At 35.1% G+C, this 20,838-nt stretch carries 18 protein-coding genes; 14 read left to right on the top strand and 4 right to left on the bottom strand.

The window, feature by feature from the left end:
- Positions 1-121 precede the first annotated feature (121 nt).
- Together ACNH59_RS03740 and ACNH59_RS03735 are read left to right on the top strand one after the other, a co-directional pair.
- On the top strand, positions 122-1,909 hold the full coding sequence (locus ACNH59_RS03740) for a 1-deoxy-D-xylulose-5-phosphate synthase (protein WP_418264094.1): 1,788 nt from the start codon (positions 122-124) through the stop codon (positions 1,907-1,909).
- Positions 1,910-1,939: 30 nt separating this feature from the next.
- Positions 1,940-2,899, top strand: a complete 960-nt coding sequence (locus ACNH59_RS03735) for a DUF3078 domain-containing protein (RefSeq protein WP_418264093.1) — start codon at positions 1,940-1,942, stop codon at positions 2,897-2,899.
- Between the two features lie 167 nt (positions 2,900-3,066).
- Here ACNH59_RS03735 and ACNH59_RS03730 read toward each other — a convergent pair whose 3' ends face one another.
- Entirely contained in the window at positions 3,067-4,413 is a 1,347-nt protein-coding gene (locus ACNH59_RS03730) for a deoxyguanosinetriphosphate triphosphohydrolase (protein ID WP_418264092.1), read from the bottom strand.
- Positions 4,414-4,551: 138 nt separating this feature from the next.
- On the opposite strand from ACNH59_RS03730, the gene ACNH59_RS03725 reads away from it, so the two are divergent.
- From ACNH59_RS03725 to ACNH59_RS03710, 4 genes are all read left to right on the top strand, one after another.
- On the top strand, positions 4,552-5,385 hold the full coding sequence (locus tag ACNH59_RS03725; RefSeq protein ID WP_418264091.1) for a helix-turn-helix domain-containing protein: 834 nt from the start codon (positions 4,552-4,554) through the stop codon (positions 5,383-5,385).
- A gap of 89 nt (positions 5,386-5,474) precedes the next feature.
- On the top strand, positions 5,475-7,280 hold the full coding sequence (locus ACNH59_RS03720; RefSeq protein WP_418264090.1) for a glycoside hydrolase family 13 protein: 1,806 nt from the start codon (positions 5,475-5,477) through the stop codon (positions 7,278-7,280).
- A gap of 99 nt (positions 7,281-7,379) precedes the next feature.
- The gene (locus ACNH59_RS03715) at positions 7,380-8,057 is read left to right on the top strand and encodes a glycerophosphodiester phosphodiesterase (protein ID WP_418264089.1); all 678 of its coding nucleotides are present in this window, start codon (positions 7,380-7,382) and stop codon (positions 8,055-8,057) included.
- 21 nt (positions 8,058-8,078) lie between these two features.
- Positions 8,079-9,287, top strand: coding sequence for an NAD(P)/FAD-dependent oxidoreductase (locus ACNH59_RS03710; RefSeq protein WP_418264088.1), 1,209 nt, complete (start codon positions 8,079-8,081; stop codon positions 9,285-9,287).
- Positions 9,288-9,404: 117 nt separating this feature from the next.
- Here ACNH59_RS03710 and ACNH59_RS03705 read toward each other — a convergent pair whose 3' ends face one another.
- A complete protein-coding gene (locus ACNH59_RS03705) occupies positions 9,405-9,881 on the bottom strand; it encodes a TspO/MBR family protein (RefSeq protein ID WP_418264087.1) in 477 nt (158 codons plus the stop codon).
- Positions 9,882-9,995: 114 nt separating this feature from the next.
- Between ACNH59_RS03705 and ACNH59_RS03700 the strand changes: the two genes are divergently transcribed.
- The 7 genes from ACNH59_RS03700 (at position 9,996) to ACNH59_RS03670 (ending at position 16,969) form a co-directional block, all read left to right on the top strand.
- Positions 9,996-11,099: a diphosphomevalonate/mevalonate 3,5-bisphosphate decarboxylase family protein gene (locus tag ACNH59_RS03700; RefSeq protein ID WP_418264086.1), complete on the top strand. Its 1,104-nt coding sequence runs from the start codon at positions 9,996-9,998 to the stop codon at positions 11,097-11,099.
- Positions 11,100-11,131: 32 nt separating this feature from the next.
- Complete coding sequence (locus ACNH59_RS03695; protein ID WP_418264085.1) at positions 11,132-11,350, top strand: hypothetical protein; 219 nt, start codon at positions 11,132-11,134, stop codon at positions 11,348-11,350.
- A gap of 2 nt (positions 11,351-11,352) precedes the next feature.
- Entirely contained in the window at positions 11,353-11,655 is a 303-nt protein-coding gene (locus ACNH59_RS03690; protein WP_418264084.1) for a type II toxin-antitoxin system RelE/ParE family toxin, read from the top strand.
- A 32-nt stretch (positions 11,656-11,687) separates the two neighbouring features.
- Positions 11,688-12,626: a mevalonate kinase gene (locus ACNH59_RS03685; protein ID WP_418264083.1), complete on the top strand. Its 939-nt coding sequence runs from the start codon at positions 11,688-11,690 to the stop codon at positions 12,624-12,626.
- Positions 12,627-12,699: 73 nt separating this feature from the next.
- The gene (locus tag ACNH59_RS03680) at positions 12,700-13,656 is read left to right on the top strand and encodes a geranylgeranylglycerol-phosphate geranylgeranyltransferase (protein ID WP_418264082.1); all 957 of its coding nucleotides are present in this window, start codon (positions 12,700-12,702) and stop codon (positions 13,654-13,656) included.
- A gap of 111 nt (positions 13,657-13,767) precedes the next feature.
- Complete coding sequence (gene fdhD / locus ACNH59_RS03675; protein WP_418264081.1) at positions 13,768-14,547, top strand: formate dehydrogenase accessory sulfurtransferase FdhD; 780 nt, start codon at positions 13,768-13,770, stop codon at positions 14,545-14,547.
- 127 nt (positions 14,548-14,674) lie between these two features.
- On the top strand, positions 14,675-16,969 hold the full coding sequence (locus ACNH59_RS03670) for an FdhF/YdeP family oxidoreductase (protein ID WP_418264080.1): 2,295 nt from the start codon (positions 14,675-14,677) through the stop codon (positions 16,967-16,969).
- Between the two features lie 191 nt (positions 16,970-17,160).
- Here ACNH59_RS03670 and ACNH59_RS03665 read toward each other — a convergent pair whose 3' ends face one another.
- Positions 17,161-18,798 (bottom strand): hypothetical protein, encoded by a 1,638-nt coding sequence (locus ACNH59_RS03665; protein ID WP_418264079.1) that lies wholly within the window; start codon positions 18,796-18,798, stop codon positions 17,161-17,163.
- Positions 18,799-18,838: 40 nt separating this feature from the next.
- Entirely contained in the window at positions 18,839-19,258 is a 420-nt protein-coding gene (locus tag ACNH59_RS03660) for a hypothetical protein (protein ID WP_418264078.1), read from the bottom strand.
- 413 nt (positions 19,259-19,671) lie between these two features.
- Between ACNH59_RS03660 and ACNH59_RS03655 the strand changes: the two genes are divergently transcribed.
- Positions 19,672-20,577: a pseudouridine synthase gene (locus tag ACNH59_RS03655; protein ID WP_418264077.1), complete on the top strand. Its 906-nt coding sequence runs from the start codon at positions 19,672-19,674 to the stop codon at positions 20,575-20,577.
- Positions 20,578-20,838 lie beyond the last annotated feature (261 nt).

The following is a 20,838-nucleotide window of genomic DNA, read 5'->3' as shown; positions in this document are numbered from 1 at the left end:
ATGTGCGATACATTTTTTGTGATACGGTGTCTGCTTAGCGAATCTTCATGGTAGTTATTAATAAAAAAGTTCAAATCAGAAATTAGATTTAAAACCGTAAATTTGCGTTTTTGAAATCCTAATGAAAACCAACTTACTCGAACATATTTCCTCTCCAAAAGATTTGCGCTTACTCGACGAATCGCAACTCCCGCAATTAGCGCAAGAACTGCGTGATTTCATCATTGGGATTGTGGCGGTTAAGGAAGGGCATTTGGGTGCTAGTTTGGGTGTGGTCGAGTTGACCGTGGCTTTGCATTATGTATTCAATACGCCCGAAGATTTGTTAATTTGGGATGTAGGTCATCAAGCTTACGGACACAAAATCCTTACCGAACGAAAAGATATTTTTCACACCAACAGACAATTAGGAGGAATTTCAGGATTCCCAAAAAGAAGTGAGAGTGTCTATGATGCTTTTGGCGTAGGTCATTCCTCTACTTCAATTTCGGCGGCTTTGGGTATGGCAATTGCTTCCAATTTGAAAGGTGAAGTCGATAAACAACACATTGCAGTGATTGGTGATGCTTCTATTGCTTCAGGAATGGCTTTTGAAGGATTGAATCATGCTGGTGTTACAGATGCTAATTTATTGGTGATACTAAATGACAACGCCATTGGGATTGATCCGAGTGTAGGGGCATTAAAAGAATATTTGACCGCTGTAAAAACAGGAAAAAACCACCGTCAAAATAATATTATCAAATCCTTGAATTTTGATTATTCAGGACCTATTGATGGCAATGATATTTTTGCTGTTGTCAAAGAATTAAAACGATTACAAAAAATTAAAGGGCCTAAGTTTCTTCATATTATCACCACCAAAGGAAAAGGACTCAAGCAAGCCGAAGAAGATCAAGTGAAATACCATGCGCCTGGTAAATTTGATGCTAAATCAGGCGAAATCTATTTAAAATCAGAGGATGATTTACCACCAAAATACCAAGATGTTTTTGGGTTGACCCTTTTGGATTTGGCACAAAAAAATAAAAAAATAATTGGAATCACACCTGCAATGCCTTCGGGTAGTTCGCTAAAATTCATGATGGAGGCTTTACCCGAACGTGCTTTTGACGTAGGAATTGCGGAACAGCATGCCGTGACTTTGGCAGCAGGAATGGCGACACAAGGCATGATTGTTTATTGTAATATCTATTCTACTTTTTTACAAAGGGCTTACGATCAATTGATTCACGATGTGGCTTTGCAAAACTTGCCCGTTATATTTTGTTTAGATAGAGCTGGATTAGTGGGTGAAGATGGGTCTACGCATCATGGAGTATTTGATATAGCTTATTTGCGTTGTATTCCTAATATGGTAATCCATTCTCCATTGAATGAGATTGATTTGCAAAATATTTTATATACGGTGCAATTAGGAATTGATTTTCCAATTGCCATTCGGTATCCTCGAGGACGTGGGGTGACGGTTAATTGGCAATCGGACCATTTTTGTCACTATGCACCCATAAAAATTGGCCAATCAAAATGCTTAAAAAAAGGTACAAAGGTGGCTGTATTGTCCAATGGTGCTATTGGGAAAAATGTTAGTATAGCAATTGATAGAATAGAGAATTCTACCGCCATAGCACATTATGATTTTCCTTTTGTAAAACCTTTGGACGAAAAAAACTTACACGAAATTTTTAAAACCTATAAAAAAATTATAACTATTGAAGATGGCACAATAATTGGTGGGTTTGGGGCGGCTATTTTGGACTTTGGTTCGCGGCATCATTATGTTGTTACTGTGCAGAATTTAGGAATTCCGGATCAGTTTGTAGAACAAGGAACGGTGGAAGAATTGCAACAATTGTGTAAAATTGACGTTAGTAGTTTGACCAAGATTTTTTTAGAAATAGCTAAATAGCAAATAAATAAAAAAAAATATAAACTCATAATGAAACTATTCCATTTTGTTCTTCTCTGTTTAATTATAAGTACTTCGGCCTACTCGCAGAAAATTATCACTACGTTGATACCTGAACCACAACCTTCTGATAGTGTTTCACATTGGGACAATAAAAATAAAATTGACTTTTCAATTTCTGAAATTTTATTTGTGAATTGGAATGCGGGAGGAACTAATTCTATTTCAGGTTTGTTGCGTACACAGTTTAATAGAAATTATACAACCGATAATATTCGGTGGGCAAATGAGCTTATCATGCGCTACGGATTGAACAAACAGGATGGTGCCGAAGTGCGAAAAACAGAAGATGCGTTTCAATTTAGTTCCACTTTTGGTTATCGTGATAATGAAAAATCAAATTGGTACCATAGTGCGAAATTCAATTTCAATACACAATTTACCAATGGATATAAATACCCTAATACAGAAGTTTCTGTTTCAGGCCCTTTTGCCCCTGCTTATTCTTTTTTAGGTGTTGGTGCTGAATACGCATCGGAGAAAAAAAATAAATTATTTTATTTTTCACCATTTACCTCCAAGGTTACTTATGTTGGGAATCAAAGATTGGCCGATAAAGGAGCTTTTGGTGTGCCTAAAGCGATTTATGATACTGAGGGAAATGTAATAGAACATAGCTCAAAAATAAAATCGGAATTAGGTACTTTAATTACAGCTTTTTACAAAAAAAAGATAGCTAAGAATATTAATTTTGAGAATCGATTGAGTTTGTATTCTGATTATATTAATAAATACGGGAATGTAGATATCGATTATGATTTGGTCATTGCCTTGGTTGTGAATCAATATGTACGAACGAATATTGGTTTACATGTCATTTATGATGATGATATTAAGGCCAAAGAAGATGTTGCTGGAACGCAAGTGACTGTAGGGCCAAAGGCGCAATTGAAACAAGTTTTGGGTGTTGGGATGACGTATACTTTTTAGGGGGAATTCATTAAAACCTAAAAACAGTATTGATTAGCCCCGACCGTAGCAAAGTATCCTTTTTATTTGTCATACGGAACTTGTTGGAGTAAGACAAATAAAAAGATACTGCGAAGTGCGGGACAACTTGTGAATTGGAAACCAGTGTAGCGCTCCTAAAAAAAATATTAAACACCTTTTTTACCATTAATAGTATTAAATAATTCCAAAGCATTTCCATCTGTAAGCAACGAAATATAATGGCAAATATGCAACAGACGCTCATAGAGATTGTCTTTGTCAAGATGGTGTTTTTCAGGTAGTAATTTCAAGAGTAAATTGTCATAATTTGACGCTGTTCCGTTGAAATGATTGTTGAAAGCGGTAATGAATTTGTCCAATAACGTTTGTATAATTTGATAGCCTACAATTTCTTTTTCAATGACTTCACGGCTTTGGTAAATTTTATCAATACTCAAATTGATGATGTCTGTCATTTGAGCTTTGTACTTGCTTTTATCCATTAAGGCAAAAGGAAATTTTCCTGCAAGAATAGCTTGTTCGTTGTCGATAAAAACTTTTACAGCGTCATTTATCAGGCTCCCAATAGCCAAGGCGCGCAAATAACTGATGCGGTCTTCTTTGGTTTCTAGTGTTTTATATTTAGCACTGTCAATGCTGTCTTTGACTAATTTGATAAGGTATTCTAAAGCAAAATCTTCAGAAACCAATCCAAGATTGATTCCGTCTTCAAAGTCAATTATGGTATAGCAAATATCATCAGCGGCTTCGACTAAATAGGCGAGTGGGTGTCTCTCAAATCCCAAATCGTCAGCTGATTTGTTGGGAATCATACCCAAATCGGTTGCTACTTCTTTGAAAAAATCTTTATCTGTTTGAAAGAAACCGTATTTTTTGTCGGCTATATTTTTTGTTGGTTTTTTAGGTAAACTTTCTTTGGGATATTTGGTAAAAGCACCAAGGGTTGCATAGGAAATACGCAGTCCGCCTTCAATTCCAGGACGGCTGCCAGTGAGTACTGAAAATCCGTTAGCATTTCCTTCAAAGTCAATTAAATCTTGCCATTGTTTTGCTGTCAATTGTGCTTTGTATTGTTGCCCTTTGCCAATAGAAAAATATTCTCCGATGGCTTTTTCACCAGAATGGCCAAAAGGAGGATTCCCAATATCATGTGCTAAGGATGCCGCAGCTACGATGGCTCCAAAATCATTCATGTGAAAACCATGTACGTCCTTAAGATAGGGATGTTTTTCAATGACTTTTTTGCCTACTAATCTTCCAAGAGAACGTCCCACAACCGAAACCTCCAAACTATGTGTCAAACGTGTGTGTACAAAATCAGTTTTCGAAAGCGGAATCACCTGTGTTTTATCTTGTAAACTACGGAAGGCTGCCGAGAAAATGATACGATCATAATCGACTTCAAATCCCAATCGGGTGTCGTCTTGTTCTATGCGTAGTCGTTTGCCTTTGTCTCCTTGGCGTCTCAGTGATAAAAGTTGTTCCCAGTTCATGGTGGTATTGCTAAAATTTCGATTGGTTTCAAAGATACTTAAAAGCGGTTAATGTCAATAATTTTGTAAGGATTTCTAATGAGGTGCGACTATTAGATAAAATTAGCTACATTGTATTTTAATATATAACTAAAAAAAATGCTTTACACGGGTGAACTTAACGAATTTGTACGATTAGCAGAGATTGATAAAACCAATTGTGATTTACTGAAAGAAAAAATCAGTGAAAGTTTAAGTGTGATTTGGTGTCAAGAGGTATTAGAGATAAATGTAGATGGAACGGATTATTTATTTCCTAAACATACTATTGTTTTTTTGACAGAATACCATAAAGTGAATGTGATTAAGGTAGTCAAAGCTCGAATGGTAAGGTTTAATCGCGCTTTTTATTGTATTTCAAATCACGATATTGAAGTAGGTTGTAAAGGTATTTTGTTTTTTGGAGCCTCTCAATTTCCAAAGATTATGATTCCTCAGAACGAAATTGAAAAATTTGATATTCTTTGGAAAATGTTTGCTATCGAGATGGAATCAAAGGATGATTTACAAAATGAAATGTTGCAAATGATGTTGAAACGTTTGCTAATCTTATGCACTAGAATTTTTAAGGAGCAAACTGAATTAATAAATTTTGATAAAAATCAATTGGATATAATAAGAGACTATAACTACTTAGTTGAATGTCATTTTAAGACCAAGCATCAGGTTGCTGAATATGCGGAATTACTCAATAAAAGTCCAAAAACATTGTCAAATTATTTTAAGAAGTATAATGAAAAGCCTCCTTTACAAATTATTCAAGAAAGAATTATGTTAGAGGCTCGTCGACTTTTACGCTATTCTGATAAAAGTATCAAAGAAATCGCTTATGAAATAGGCTATGAAGATATTCAGGCGTTTAGTAAATTCTTTAAAAAATCCGAAGGAGTATCTCCCAGTGATTATAAGAAACAATTGCTGTTGGCCAGTTAAATATTCTAAAATCAATTTTTAAAATCAATTCGTCTTTTATAAAGTCGTATTTTTGAAATTAATACCCTAATGAACGGCAGTTAAAAACAATGAATTCTAAAATACAATTACCACTACTAAGAATTGAACCGCCGTTTTGGTATGCCAGTATGCATAACAAAGAATTACAAATACTCTTTTATGGCAAAGACATATCGAAGTATTTTGTTTCTACTTCTGAATTTGGAATTATAACTAAAGTTACTAAAACAGAAAGCCCTAATTACTTATTTGTTACAATCAATGTAAAATGGGATTATGCCAAGGAACTTGTATTTATTTTTAAACGCAATACAAAAGCAGTTTTTACTCAAAAATACTATATCAAGCAACGCCGTGAGAATTCAGCTGATCGAAAAGGCTTTGATTCTTCGGATGTTATTTATTTACTGATGCCAGACCGTTTTGCTAACGGAAATGGAGATAACAATAATGATGCAACCACTAATGAGAAATACAATCGGGCGTTGCCTGGAGGTCGTCATGGTGGTGACATCAACGGGATCACTAAAAATCTAGATTATATTAAATCCATTGGAGCAACAGCATTGTGGAGTACTCCCTTGTGTGAAGATAACGAAGTTGAATATTCCTATCATTCCTACGCACAGTCAGATGTGTATAAAATAGATCCTCGTTTTGGGACAAATGAAGATTATGTGCGCTTATCTGCCGAATTGCATCTACGAGGTATGAAATTAATTCATGATTATGTAACCAATCATTGGGGACTCCACCACTGGATGGTGCAAGATCCTCCCTCCAAAGATTGGATTAATACTTTTGAAACCTACACAGAAACCAATCACAAACGCACAACGGTATTAGATGTCAATGCGGCTAAAGTAGATAGGAAACAGTGTATTGAAGGTTGGTTTGTCCCTACGATGCCTGATTTGAATAGTACGAATCCTATGATGTTGAAATATCTGACTCAAAATGCAATTTGGTGGGTTGAGTACGCTGATCTTGATGGATTAAGAGTGGATACTTTTAATTATGCGGAACCCCTGCAAATGGCAAAATGGACTAAAGCTATTATGAATGAATATCCTAACTTTAATATGGTAGGCGAAATTACGCAACGCAATCACGGAATTTTGGCCTATTGGCAAAAAGACAGCAAAACAGGGCAGATTCATAATTACAATTCTAATTTACCATCAGTGATGGATTTTTCGTTATGCGATACTTTACAAATGGTGTTCAATGAAGATGATGGAAGTTGGGATAGAGGAATGACAAGGGTGTATGATTCGTTGACTTTTGATTTTTTGTATCCCAATGCTAATAATCTCATGATTTTTGCAGAAAATCATGATTCCAAAAGATTGAATTATTGTTACAACAACGATTTGCAAAAATATAAGTTGGCAATGGTTGTTTTGGCAACCGTTCGTGGCATACCGCAGTTGTATTATGGTTCTGAAATAGGAATGGCAGGCGATCAGTATAAAGGCGATGCTGATATTCGTCAGGATTTCCCAGGAGGTTGGTTAAATGATCCTATCAATGCCTTTCATGATGAAGGAAGGACAGAAGGACAAAAAGCTTATTTTAATTTTACTTCTAAACTGTTCCAATGGCGTAAAACCAAGTCGGTAATTCATTTTGGAAAAACCACACATTACATACCTGAGGACAATATCTATGTGTATTTTAGATATAATGAAAAAGAGTCAGTGATGGTAGTCATTAATAACAATCCAGAGCAAAGAACCATGTTTACTAAGCGTTTTACAGAAAATCTAGAATTTTACTCTAATGGAACTTGTGTTTTTACTAATGAAACAATAGATGTAAAAACAGCTATAACTGTTGGAGGAAAGTCGTTTTTGATACTGGAGTTGTGCTGAAAAAAAAATGCTCAGTGAATCTCGGTCTTGTATTCGCGTATCTCTGTGAAATAGTAATTCTGTGTTTTCTTTCCTTACCTTTGCCTTAAAATCAGTAGCATGTTAAAAATAGGCCATCGAGGAGCTAAAGGTCACGAGCCCGAAAATACTTTGATTAGTTTTCAAAAGGCAATTGATTTGCATGTGGACCGCATTGAACTTGATGTACATTTAAGTGCAGACCAAGAAATTATTGTTTTTCATGATGAAACCTTGGATCGACTTACCAACGGTTCGGGTTTTGTGCGGGATTATACTTTGCCACAATTAAAGCGATTGCGTATTGCAAAAAAGTATCAGATTCCGACTTTGACACAAGTCTTAAATAGAATTAATCAAAGATGTGAGGTTAATATTGAGTTGAAAAGTTTTGAATCTGCGGATAAAGTTGTGGATTTAATTGAAAAATTTGTCGAAGAAAAAAAATGGCACTACAAACAGTTTATTGTTTCTAGTTTTGATTGGTGTGCCTTGCAAGAAGTAAAAAATCTCAATTCGGATATTCGAATAGGAGTGTTGACCGAAACAGATATTGATTTGGCTTTAGCATTTGCAAACGCGATTCAGGCGGTTTCTATACATCCTTATTTCCACTTATTGACTGCTGAAAAAACGAAAGAGATTCAAGAAGCTGGATTTGAGGTTTATCCTTGGACAGTTAATGAAATAGAAGATATTAAAAGAATAAAATCATTTAAAGTAAATGGAATTATTTCTGATTTTCCTGATCGGTTGTAATTGGTGTTTGTAGTAATAGATATGAATCAAAATTTTGACATTATAATAGTCGGTGGTGGTGCAGCAGGTTTTTTTACCGCAATCAATATTGCAGAGAAAAACCCAAAAACCAAAATTGCAATTCTTGAACGTGGTAAGGAAGTTCTATCTAAAGTTCGTGTTTCTGGCGGTGGACGTTGTAATGTGACGCATGCATGTTTTGAACCTAATGAATTAGTGAAGTTTTATCCTCGTGGCGAAAAAGAATTGCGAGGACCTTTTCATCAGTTTTGCTCAGGCGATACTATCGAATGGTTTGAAAAACACGGCGTAGAACTCAAAATTGAGGATGACGGTCGTATGTTCCCTGTTACCGATTCTTCTCAAACTATCATTGATTGTTTTATGGATGCTACACAAAAACTAGGCATAACCGTGCTTACAGGGCAAAGTGTACAATCTATTTACAAAAAAGAAAATTTTTGGAAAGTAGATACTCAAAATGAAAATTATATTGCCCCAAAATTAATCTTAGCTACAGGAAGCAATCCTAAAATTTGGGAAATGCTACAAACCTACGGACACGCCATCGTGAATCCAGTGCCGTCTTTGTTTACTTTTAATATCAAAGACAGCCGAATCAAAGAATTGCCAGGTGTTGCTACTCAAGCAACAGTCATGGTAAAGGATACTAAGTTAACTTCAACAGGGCCTTTGTTAATTACCCATTGGGGAATGAGTGGTCCTGCTATTTTGAAATTATCCGCTTGGGGAGCACGTATTTTACACGATAAAAACTATCAGTTTATTATTTATGTCAATTGGTTAAATGATACCGATATCGAGGAGGCCGAACAGCAATTGAAAAAACTAAAACAAGACCAAGCTAAGAAAATGGTGTCTAAAAAATCGCCATTTGACCTAACGAATCGTTTGTGGGAAAGTTTGGTTTTGGCATCAGGAATTCAGGCAGAAACCAAGTGGGCTGATTTGTCTAAGGTTCAATTGCAAGCCTTAGCAAGCCAATTGACAAAAGGAACTTTTCAGGTGAATGGGAAAAGTACTTTTAAAGAAGAGTTTGTAACCGCGGGAGGAATAGATTTAAAAGAAATCAACTTCAAAACCATGGAAAGCAAGCTACATGAGAATCTTTATTTTGCTGGTGAAATTGTAAATATCGATGCGATTACAGGAGGTTTTAATTTCCAAAATGCTTGGACGGCTGGGTTTATTGTGGCCAATGCAATTTAATATTAGTGTTCCGTGTTCCGTTTTTTTTAGTAATCAGTCTGGGCGTTATGCTACTGTCATATTTATTGACTGAGCACTATTTTTGAGTCTGTTCACTAAAAATCTGATCACTGATGACTATCTGTTAAGCCACCAAATATTCCAATTCAGAACCATTGCAAAACTCACCCAAGCCAGATAAGGAAGGAATAAGTAGCCTGATAATTTGTTGATTTTGGAAAATTGTACATAAGTTTCATAGATGAATAACCAGAGTACGATGATTTCAATTCCAGCCAATAATGGATTGTGAAGTCCGAAAAATAAATAAGACCACAAGGCATTTAAAGCCAATTGAATAGCAAAGGCAATTAAAGCTTTTTTGACTATTTCTGGCTCAAAATCCATTCGATCCCAAACCAATCCTGCCGCAATTCCCATCATAATGTATAACATACTCCAGACAGGAGCAAAAATCCAATTGGGTGGATTAAAACTTGGTTTGACCAATGTAGGGTACCAAGTTGTAATTGCAGATTGAGTTACAATTCCAGAAAAATAGCCAACTGCTAAACAAGTGACAACTATACAAAGTATTTTAGAGATTTTATTCATGAGTTATTTGTTAATGGGCAGGCCAAATTTAATCAATTTTATTCTGGTAATAAATCAATCCTTGAATTATAGAGATACGTCAAAAAAAGTATCTTTGCCTAAAAATTGATTTTCATGTTTTTAGATACTGATTTTATTCCTTCAAAATACACAAATTCTGTCAAAAATGGTGAGTTCCAGTGGACAGCACCTAGTAATATTGCCCTTGTGAAATATTGGGGAAAAAAAGAAAAGCAAATTCCAGCGAATCCTTCGGTAAGTTTTACGTTGAACAATTGTAAGACCATTACCAAATTGTCTTTCGATAAAAAAGACAGTTCGACTCCGCTCAATGTGACAGAAGAAAGTTTTTCTTTCGATTTACTTTTTGAAGGAAAACCAAAAGAAGATTTTAAACCTAAAATTCAAAAGTTTTTTGAGCGAATAGAAGTCTATTTGCCTTTTTTGAAAGAATATCATTTTACGATTGATACACAAAACACCTTTCCGCATAGTTCAGGGATAGCATCTTCGGCATCAGGAATGGCAGCTTTGGCGATGAATTTGATGAGTTTGGAAAAAGCCTTACGTCCTGAAATGACCGAGGATTATTTTTATCAAAAAGCGTCTTTTTTAGCGCGATTGGGTTCAGGTAGCGCTTGCCGAAGTGTAAAAGGAGAAGTAGTAGTTTGGGGGCATCAAGCCAATATTACAGGAAGTACTGATTTGTATGGTGTTGAGTATCCATACGCAATTCACGATAATTTCAAGGATTTTCAAGATACAATCCTGTTAGTTGACAAAGGCGAAAAACAAGTGTCAAGTACGTTAGGACATGATTTAATGCATGGTCATCCTTTTGCAGAACAGCGTTTTGCGCAGGCACATGAAAATTTAGATAAGTTAAAACTGATTTTTGAAAACGGAAATTTAGACGAATTTATTAAAGTAGTAGAAAGCGAAGCGCTGACTTTACATGCTATGATGATGACTTCGATGCCTTATTTCATTTTGATGAAGCCGAATACCTTGCAAATTATCAATGCCATCTGGAAATTCCGTTCGGAGACGCAGATTCCGGTTTGTTTTACATTAGATGCAGGAGCAAATGTACATGTGCTCTATCCAAAAAACGTTAAAGAAAAAGTATTGCAATTTATTCAGGACGAATTAGTTGGCTATTGTCAAAATGGTCAGTACATTTGTGACCAAATTGGAATTGGTGCAATGCTATTGTAATTTTTGTATCTTTATGCTTTAAGGATAAGATTATGAATATTGAATTAGAAAAAAAAGAATTGATGAAATTATTGGCAGAAACCAATGACGAGTCAATTATTGCGTCTATCAAATCCATTTTTAAAAAAGAAAAGAAAGATTTCTGGGATGAATTGACGGAGGAACAGCAACATATAATTAATGAATCAGAGGCGCAATATGAAAGAGGAGAGTATGTTTCTTTTGATAAATTTATTAAGCCACATTTGTAAAGATGAAAAGGGAAGTGGTAATTACTCCATTAGCTTTTTATGAAATCGAAAATTTATTTGAATTTTTAGTTTTAAAATGGAATCATAAAGTAAAAACAAAATTTTCAAATAAGTTAAACGACATTATTAATTTGATTGCTGACGATCCTGAAATGTTTCCAGTATCTAATAAGTCTAGAAGGATTAGAAAATGTGTAATAAGCAAACAATCAATTTTGTTTTACAAATTTAACGATAAACATATTGTTATTTTATCTCTTTTCGACACCAGACAAGACCCAAATAAGATTAACAAAATAAAATAATTAACAACCCCAAATTGCTAATTTAAAATTATATGAAAGGACCTTTATTTTACTCAAAAATATTACTCTTTGGAGAATACGGAATTATTCGTGACTCTAAAGGGCTTTCGATTCCGTATAATTTTTATAACGGAGCTTTGAAAAGAAATGAAAATCCTTCTGCTGAAGCAATCGCATCGAATGAAAGTTTGAAACGATTTGCAGACTACCTTGAAAAACTACATCTTGAACAACCAGATTTAGTTACTTTTAATTTAGAAGCCTTAAAAAGCGATGTGGCTACAGGGATGTATTTTGATTCAAGTATTCCACAGGGGTATGGCGTAGGGAGTAGTGGTGCTTTGGTAGCGGCTATTTATGATAAATATGCGCAAGATAAAATCACGGTTTTAGAGAATTTAACTCGTGAAAAATTATTACAACTAAAAACTATTTTTTCTCAAATGGAAAGTTTTTTCCATGGGAAAAGTTCAGGTTTAGATCCATTAAATAGTTATTTGAGTATTCCTATTTTGATTAACTCACAAGATAATATTGAAGCGACTGGAATCCCAAATCAAAGTTTTGATGGTAAAGGCGCTGTCTTTTTGTTAGACTCAGGAATTGTGGGTGAAACAGCACCTATGGTTAATATCTTCATGGAAAACTTAAAAGATAAAGGGTTTAGAGCCATGCTTAAAAACCAATTTGTAAAATATACCGATGCTTGTGTAGATGACTTTTTAGGAGGTGATATAAAATCGTTGTTTACCAATACTAAAAAACTTTCTAAAGTAGTTTTGAATCATTTTAAACCAATGATTCCAGAACAGTTTCACGCACTTTGGCAACAAGGAATTGATACCAATGATTATTATTTAAAATTGTGTGGTTCAGGTGGTGGAGGTTACATTCTTGGATTTACTGAGGATTTAGAAAGAGCCAAAGCTTCTTTGAAAGATTACAAACTAGAAGTAGTCTATCAGTTTTAATTTCGTTTTTCAACTATAAATTTCAAAATAACGTTTGTATTCTTTAGAGTATAAACGTTTTCCTTTTTTTACAATGCTAAATAGAAAACAAAGGCTATTATTAAAGAAAATTGTGAGTTTATTCTCTGTAATTAGAGGATATAATATTCCGATTATAATTTTGGCACAATATCTTTCAGCTGTTTTTATTTTAGCACCAGATAAAGGAGCCTTGTCTGTTTTGTTAGATGTCGATTTGTTTTTATTAGTTTTTGCTTCGGCGATTACGATAGCTTCGGGTTATATCATCAATAATTTTTATGACAGCCAAAAGGATTTAATCAATCGTCCTAATAAATCGATGTTGGATCGATTAGTGAGTCAATCGACCAAGTTGAAAGTCTATTTTGTATTGAATTTTATCGCTGCATTATTGGCACTGTTGGTTTCTTTTAAAGTCTTTTTGTTTTTTTCGGCTTATATATTCCTGATTTGGTTTTATTCACATAAGATTAAAAAGTATACTGTGATTGGGAATTTAACAGCCACTTTAATGGCGGTAATTCCGTTTTTTGCGATTACATTACATTATTATTACAGTTTGACATTTGAGGAGATTATTAATAATAGATCTCATTTTGCAGTCATTTTTGCTCATGCTGCTTTTTTATCGTTACTCATCTTAATTCGCGAAATGATTAAGGATTTAGAAAATATCAAAGGAGATTTGGTTAGTGAATATCAAACAATTCCTGTTCGTTTTGGAGAAAATGTTTCTAAGCAAATCATAACAGTTTTGACAATCTTGACCATATTTCCGGTTTATATCCTTATTGATGTTTATGATGTGGGGTATATGGATATTTATTTCTATGTGGCCTTGATAGGTTTAATCTTCTTTTTGAGTTATTTGTGGAAATCAAACTCTAAAGAACATTACTTACTATTGCACAATTTACTTAAGTTCTTGATTGTTTCAGGCGTTTTTTGCATTGTCTTGATTGATCCTTCTGTTTTATGGAATGGTAAGCGTTGGTTGATGAATGTTTAGCGATTTTAGCTTCATAAGATTAAAATTGATATAATCAGTTATTGATTTAATCAGATAGTTAAATGCATTGGTTTTCTTTTTTTCTACTTTTACTATATGGAAAGGAATGAAATGCAGACACTTCTTTACGAAGGAATCAAAAAGGGGGATTGTGCTACTGAAAAAATCAATGATTTTTTGGTAGTCGAAGCTCCTTTGGAAATTAGTATCAACCAAAGTTCGTTTACAGTGGTGATGCGTACACCGGGAAATGATTTCGAACTGATACGAGGTTTGCTTCATGCCGAAGATATTTATCGTTCGGAAGTGAATCCTAAAATGGAAGTGGTATCCGATACTCCAAATGCCTTTACTAAAATTGAAGTGACCATTCCTGAAAACCTGTTGGGTAATGGCTATATGAATAAGCGCTCCTTATTATCTGTTTCTTCTTGTGGAATATGTGGCAAGCAACAATTGGACGATTTCGAAATTCCTAAAACCAAATTAAAAAATCACCCTCAAATCAATCTGGATAAATTACCTGAAATGTTTGCTGTAATGAGCGAACATCAACAAGTTTTTAGTTTGACTGGTGGGTCACATGCAGCCGTTATTTTTGATGAAAACTATGCGTTTTTGACTTTGAAAGAAGACATAGGGCGTCATAATGCGGTGGATAAATGTATCGGGAAATTGATACAAACGAATCAACTCAAATCAGCGGCTTTTATGCTAGTGAGCGGGAGGGTTTCCTATGAGATTATCACCAAAGCTTTTTTTGCTAAAATCAGCACCATTGTAGCGGTTTCGGCTTGCTCATCCTTGGCGGTAGATTATGCCAAGGAATTTGGAATTTGTCTGATAGGTTTTTCGAGAGATAACAAAGCGACGATTTATTCAAATAATTAAAGCATTTAAGGTTAGTTTAATTGTGTTCTGCCACGAATTCACGAATTGAAATTTAGCATTAAACGAAATAATTCGTGAATTCGTGGCTAACTTTTATCGCACAGACTAAAAAAAACAGTAAATAATCATGACTAAAAAAACAATCGCACAACCACCTGAAAAATTCACTGGAATTAAAGAAACGGATATTCCGCATTCTGCCGTAGGATTCAAAGCAGTCAAGTCGGCTTTGACGCATATGAAAGATGAGGTTGGGATTATGAAAAGTATCGGTTTATTGGCAAAACTAAACCAAAAAGACGGTTATGATTGCCCTGGTTGTGCGTGGCCTGACCCTGATGAAAAACGTGCTTTTTTGGCTGAATATTGTGAAAACGGTGCCAAAGCCATAGCCGAAGAAGCTACCAAAAACCGTGTCTCGCCTTTGTTTTTCGCGACTCATAGCATTCATGAATTAGGATTATTATCGGATTATGAATTGGGTAAAAAAGGACGTGTAACCCAGCCCATGTATTTACGGGAAGGCGCTACGCATTATGAGCCGATTGAATGGGACGAAGCTTTTCAAAAGATTGGAAAAACCTTGAATGGATTGAGTTCGCCTGATGAAGCGATTTTTTATACCTCGGGTCGTACCAGTAACGAAGCGGCTTATTTGTACCAATTGTTTGTACGTCAATACGGAACTAATAACTTGCCAGACTGTTCCAATATGTGCCACGAATCCAGTGGTTCTGCGCTAGTGGAGACTTTAGGAATCGGGAAAGGTTCAGTGACTTTGGATGATTTTAAACATACCGATTTGGTAATTGTCATGGGGCAAAATCCAGGGACCAATCATCCTCGAATGTTGACCGCTTTGGGCGAAACCAAACAGCATGGTGGAAAGATAATTAGTGTCAATCCGTTGCCTGAAGTGGGTTTAAAAAACTTTATCGATCCCCAAAACCCGCTCAAATGGTTGGGAAGCGGAATGGATTTGACCGATTTGTTCCTGCAAGTCAAAATCAACGGAGATGTCGCTCTATTGAAAGCGATTCTGATTTTGCTACATCAAAAAGAAAAATTACATCCAGGGACGGTTTTTGACGCTGAGTTTATTCAAAAACAAACCCTAGGTTATGAAGAATTTATAAAAGATTTAGAGCGATACGATCTTGTCGATTTGGTCAGTCAAACAGGTTTGTCGATAGCTGAAATCGAAACAGCAGCGGATATGATTGCTGTCAATAAAAAAATAATTGTGTGCTGGGCAATGGGATTAACCCAACATAAAAACGGTGTCGACAACATTCGGGAAGTAGTGAATTTACTGTTGTTGATGGGAAGCATTGGCAAGCAAGGAGCAGGGACTTGTCCTGTACGTGGGCACTCCAATGTGCAAGGCGATAGAACGATGGGGATTTACGAAAAACCATCCGAAGGCTTTTTGGATGCGCTGGATGCTCATTTTGATTTCAAATCACCTCGAGCACACGGCTATGATGTGGTCGATGCGATTGAAGCCATGCATCAAGGCAAGGCTACATTTTTCTTAGGAATGGGCGGGAATTTTATATCCGCCACTCCGGATACAGAAGTTACTGCTGAAGCCTTGCGCAACTGTGATTTGACCGTACATATTTCGACAAAAATTAACCGTTCTCATTTGATTCACGGTAAGGAAGCCTTGATTTTACCTTGTTTAGGACGAACTGAAAAAGATATTCAAGCCAGTGGGGAACAGTTTGTTAGCGTCGAAAATTCGATGGGCGTGGTTTCTAAATCGGTGGGGCATTTAGAGCCTTTGTCGGATTATTTGATGAGCGAAACTGCAATTGTTGCAGGTATCGCATCAGCTACTTTGCAAAATTCAAATGTGGATTGGACGGCCATGGCTGGCAATTACGATTTGATTCGGGACGCTATTGAAGCGACTATTCCGGGCTTTGAAAATTTTAACGAACGCGTACGCATTCCGGGAGGTTTTTATTTACCGAATAACGCCCGTGAAAACGATTTTACCAAAACTTATACTGGTAAGGCTAATTTCACCATTAATCAACTTTCGGATATTGTTTTGCAAAAAGACCAATACTTGATGATGACCATTCGTACACACGATCAATACAATACCACTATTTATGGTCTTGACGATCGTTATCGTGGCATTCTCAACGAAAGACGGGTTGTTTTCATGAACCAAGACGATATGAATGCCGCAGGGTTAAAACTCCATGATTTGGTCGATTTAGTCAGTCATTTTGAAGGACAAGAACGCCGCGCCGAACAATTTTTGGTGATTCCATACAGTATTCCGCGTCAGTGTACCGCGACTTATTTTCCAGAAACCAATGTTTTGGTGCCATTGCAATCCAAGGCTAGAATTAGTAATACGCCGACTTCTAAGACTGTTGTGATTACGGTGCATAAGAGGGAGTAGTGTTATGCGCCTATTCCAGCTATTCGCTATAGCCCTCCTTCAAAATGCTTTTTTTACTAGGTCACAGCAGGAGCTTCCGCTGGTCGCTCTGCTGTTTCCGTAAAAAATAGCTTTTTTCAGTCGGGGCTACCGCTGCTATCTGGGGCGGGGATTGGGGATTGAAAGTATCGCTTGGTAATCCATTTTCTTATTTATTTTGGCGATTCGTATATGTAAAGATTTCTGTAACTACCTATGAAATTGTTTCTTATCATTAGTAATTTGGATTTGTAATATTGATATGAAAAACGAAATTTTATTTCATAGGTTTTGATATTGTTGAGGTATATTTTAACTAAGCCATTATTAGATACTATTTTACAATTATTCCAGTCTTCTTTTAATGCCGTAGAATTGATTGATGGAATGACCATAGTTTTGTTTTTAGTTTTAAAGACAAGATTATTGTTGTTGATAGATAAAGCAATCTCGGAAGATTTAGTGTAAACGCCTAATTCTAAAAGGTCTTGTTCTCCTTTTTTAGTAGTTGCAAAATCAAAGTTCATTTCGAATGAACTAGCATCAAAACCTGTAATCATTTTTGTAAATGTAAATTCATTCTCAGGATTATTCTCTTTAATGTTTAATTCAAAAGGAGGGGTAAAGAGAGTCATAATTACTCCTTCGTTTTTTATATCAATTGATTTGTTGTGTTTTGTAGTTAATACTATGGGGTTTTCAATGTTTTTTAGCGGGACATTGTTTTCAATTGTTAGGCTCTTAAAAATAGTTGATGGTTTATGTGTTTTAGAAAAAGTTAGAATTTCTTTTTCGTATTCTAAAATCTTTTTGTTGTGATATTCAAATGATGTATGCAAAACGATTGTATTGTCAATCAGCATCTGTATTACATTGTTGTTGATTATAATTTCAACTTTGTATTCCTGATTAGGTTCTAACTTTAAGCTACTCAAAAAGTTAATTCTGTTATTATTGATTGAAATAGATGCGGTGTCATTTATAGTATGAAAATCAATAACTTTCCATTTACTTCCAAGGATTAATTGTGTTTCATCATTGATGTGCGTGTAATCAAATTGAATTTTGAAAGATTTCCAGTTGAGACTGTATAAGTTGTACTTGTAGTTTCTTTGAAAAACATTTTCAGGAATAGAAAGTATTAGATTTTCGTTACTATATTTTGACGCATATTTTTCATACATTTTTTTAGAGAATTCGAGGTCTCCTTTTTTGGTGTAAATTATATTTCTTAGTAAGCCATCAAAAGCAATTCCATTTGAATAGTTAATAGAAGAAAGACATCTTTGGTAGTAGTTCTTTGTATCTATTTCAAAAAACACTTGTAATTCTCCTATTTTGATATCGTTTAGGTATATTTCCGTATTACTTCCGTTTTTTATTATTTTGGCATGATACCATTTATTTTTCTCATAGATTCCTTGAGTTAAATAAACTTGTTTTTGATGGTTTACAGTAATCTCAATCGTTCTGTTGTCTTTAAGTAAAAAACCTAATGATCTGGTAGAGGTTCCCATAATCAATGGCCACTGTTCCCTAATTTCAGAAGTATAAAAATCAAAGTCTAAAGAAAAGCTCTCCCAGTCAAAGCGGTTGTAATTGGTCTGTTCGTATCTGTTTATGGCTTTTCCGTTGTCATAAACTCCATCTGTATAAACAAAGTCGTAAGGTGAATTGTGTTCTATAAAGCTAACTTCAGGATCATTGGGGTTTATTTTATATTCCTGTCCAGTTGCTTTAATGGTTCCAATAAAGTTGAATACAATATAAAAGCTGATTAGTAGTATGTTGTTTTTAAAAAAAGTGTTCATTGTATTCATTTTTAAGGGGTTGTAGTTGTTTTGTGTTCTTTTAGATTGAAGGATTCAATTTTAAGCGAAGACTAATACCTGTTTTGACTAAACTTACATTTGTATTAAAAGGAGTGTTAGGAATTCCGTCTTTTGTATTCAATTTAGTAAAGTTATATTGAGCAGTTGCAAACACTTTTGTGCTGATGTCGTATGCGATTCCCAAATTAACATTTAGGACATAATTTTTATAAGTCGTGTTTGTGAGTAATCCTCCGTTCATTGAAGCGCCAAATTGGAAGTTGTGAGTCTCTGCAAATCGGTATTTGGATTCAAAATCGATGATTCCTTTATAAGATTTGCTAGTGAAATTATTGCATGTAGGAATGGGGTAGTTTGCTTCAAGGCTCAATTTTGATGTTTGAGAAAAAGAGTTAATCGAAAAAAATACTAATAGCGCTAAGAGTATGTTTTGTCTCATTTTTTGTTTGGTTTTTGAATGAAGCGAATGTATGTAAAAAAGAATTACAAATAAAATTCTTACTTCTTAAAAGTTGAAAGAATTATTATTAAGATTGAAGATCCCTTAGCCCTGACTGAAATGGAAAGCCTTGCAGCAACAAAAGCTATTTTTTTCTGGGCATAAAAGAGCGACCAGAGGAAGCTCCTTTTATGACCTAGAAAAAAAGCTTTTTGTGCTAAAAGCTTGAAATGGAAGGCAGGAATAGCTTCTTAAAAATGATTTTGGTAAGAATTATTAGTTAACTCCTTCATTGTTAATCTTTAGTAGTTGTGACTTAATGACTTGGAAGTAGCTATTTGCAAAAATATAAATACTATCTTTGCAAACACGAGGCCCTAAGGCCGAACTGACGAAGTAAATTACAGAATATTATGAATAACAAGCAAGGCAGTAATAGAGGAGGAAGTTCTAGACCAGGTGGTTCAAGAACGAATTCGAATAAGCCAAAACCCGCTATGCAAAAAAGGGCGCAAGGACCTAAAAAAGCTAAAGTAAACACCAAAGTTGTTGAAGAGGAAGCTGCTAAGGCAAAGAAACCAAATCAGGCTCCAAAGAGACAAAAAGAAAAAGACGAAATTCGTTTAAATAAATACATTGCCAACTCAGGGGTGTGTTCGCGTCGTGATGCGGATATTTACATTCAATCTGGAAATGTAAAAGTAAATGGTATTCCTGTAACCGAAATGGGGTATTTGGTGAAACCAACGGATGAAGTGAATTTTGACGGAGTGAAATTGACTCCTGAGAAAAAAGTATATATCTTATTGAACAAGCCTAAGAACTTTACAACGGCTTTTGATGAAGGTCAGGAATTCCGTAATGTATTGGAGTTGGTAAAAGGTTCGACTACAGCAAAAATTGGTGCCGTGGGGCGTATGGATAAGAACACCACTGGTTTATTGTTGTTTACAAACGATACGGATATGATTCGTAAGTTTAGTTTGCCAACGAATAAATCATCTAAAATTTACCAAGTATCGCTAGATAAAAACTTGAAGTTTGAAGATTTAGAAAAAATCTCGAAAGGTTTGGTTCTTGATGGTCACCGCGTTTTTGTAGAAGAAGTAAGTTATATTGAAGGTGAGGCAAAAAGCGAAATAGGATTGAAGTTGCGTTCATCTAACGTGAAAGTGGTTCGTTCCATCTTCGAGCATTTTAATTATGATGTGTTGCGTATTGACCGTGTTGCTTTTGCAGGTTTGACTAAGAAAAACTTGCCAAGAGGAAACTGGAGATTGCTTACAGACCAAGAAATCATTAATTTGAAGAATTCATAATTAGTTTTTAAAACTAATTTTTAACATAGTCCCTTTCGTGTGAGCGAAGGGGATTTTTTTTAACTTTTTTGAAACATTAAGGCGCTATTTGGTTAGGTTTAATATTCTTGGTCGCTAAAGGTAGTTGTGTTTAAAATGTCGGTTTGTCCCGAAGCGATGTTATTAAGTTAAGGGTTGGTGCGCTCTGTTTTGTTATTCCGAAGCATGAGGGCACGAGCGAAAACGAACTAGCAAAGCAATCCTAGTAGTTGCTCACGTAAA

The organism is Flavobacterium faecale, assembly GCF_048320115.1.
Taxonomy (GTDB): Bacteria; Bacteroidota; Bacteroidia; order Flavobacteriales; family Flavobacteriaceae; genus Flavobacterium; species Flavobacterium faecale_A.
This window is presented reverse-complemented; position numbering and strand designations above follow the sequence as displayed.

Coding starts and splice junctions, on each gene's coding strand:
- fdhD (WP_418264081.1), top strand. CDS start 13,768: ATGCAGACACTTCTTTACGAAGGAATCAAAAAGGGGGATTGTGCTACT.
- ACNH59_RS03695 (WP_418264085.1), top strand. CDS start 11,132: ATGAATATTGAATTAGAAAAAAAAGAATTGATGAAATTATTGGCAGAA.
- ACNH59_RS03730 (WP_418264092.1), bottom strand. CDS start 4,413: ATGAACTGGGAACAACTTTTATCACTGAGACGCCAAGGAGACAAAGGC.
- ACNH59_RS03725 (WP_418264091.1), top strand. CDS start 4,552: ATGCTTTACACGGGTGAACTTAACGAATTTGTACGATTAGCAGAGATT.
- ACNH59_RS03700 (WP_418264086.1), top strand. CDS start 9,996: ATGTTTTTAGATACTGATTTTATTCCTTCAAAATACACAAATTCTGTC.
- ACNH59_RS03735 (WP_418264093.1), top strand. CDS start 1,940: ATGAAACTATTCCATTTTGTTCTTCTCTGTTTAATTATAAGTACTTCG.
- ACNH59_RS03680 (WP_418264082.1), top strand. CDS start 12,700: ATGCTAAATAGAAAACAAAGGCTATTATTAAAGAAAATTGTGAGTTTA.
- ACNH59_RS03685 (WP_418264083.1), top strand. CDS start 11,688: ATGAAAGGACCTTTATTTTACTCAAAAATATTACTCTTTGGAGAATAC.
- ACNH59_RS03715 (WP_418264089.1), top strand. CDS start 7,380: ATGTTAAAAATAGGCCATCGAGGAGCTAAAGGTCACGAGCCCGAAAAT.
- ACNH59_RS03690 (WP_418264084.1), top strand. CDS start 11,353: ATGAAAAGGGAAGTGGTAATTACTCCATTAGCTTTTTATGAAATCGAA.
- ACNH59_RS03720 (WP_418264090.1), top strand. CDS start 5,475: ATGAATTCTAAAATACAATTACCACTACTAAGAATTGAACCGCCGTTT.
- ACNH59_RS03740 (WP_418264094.1), top strand. CDS start 122: ATGAAAACCAACTTACTCGAACATATTTCCTCTCCAAAAGATTTGCGC.
- ACNH59_RS03665 (WP_418264079.1), bottom strand. CDS start 18,798: ATGAACACTTTTTTTAAAAACAACATACTACTAATCAGCTTTTATATT.
- ACNH59_RS03655 (WP_418264077.1), top strand. CDS start 19,672: ATGAATAACAAGCAAGGCAGTAATAGAGGAGGAAGTTCTAGACCAGGT.
- ACNH59_RS03710 (WP_418264088.1), top strand. CDS start 8,079: ATGAATCAAAATTTTGACATTATAATAGTCGGTGGTGGTGCAGCAGGT.
- ACNH59_RS03705 (WP_418264087.1), bottom strand. CDS start 9,881: ATGAATAAAATCTCTAAAATACTTTGTATAGTTGTCACTTGTTTAGCA.
- ACNH59_RS03660 (WP_418264078.1), bottom strand. CDS start 19,258: ATGAGACAAAACATACTCTTAGCGCTATTAGTATTTTTTTCGATTAAC.
- ACNH59_RS03670 (WP_418264080.1), top strand. CDS start 14,675: ATGACTAAAAAAACAATCGCACAACCACCTGAAAAATTCACTGGAATT.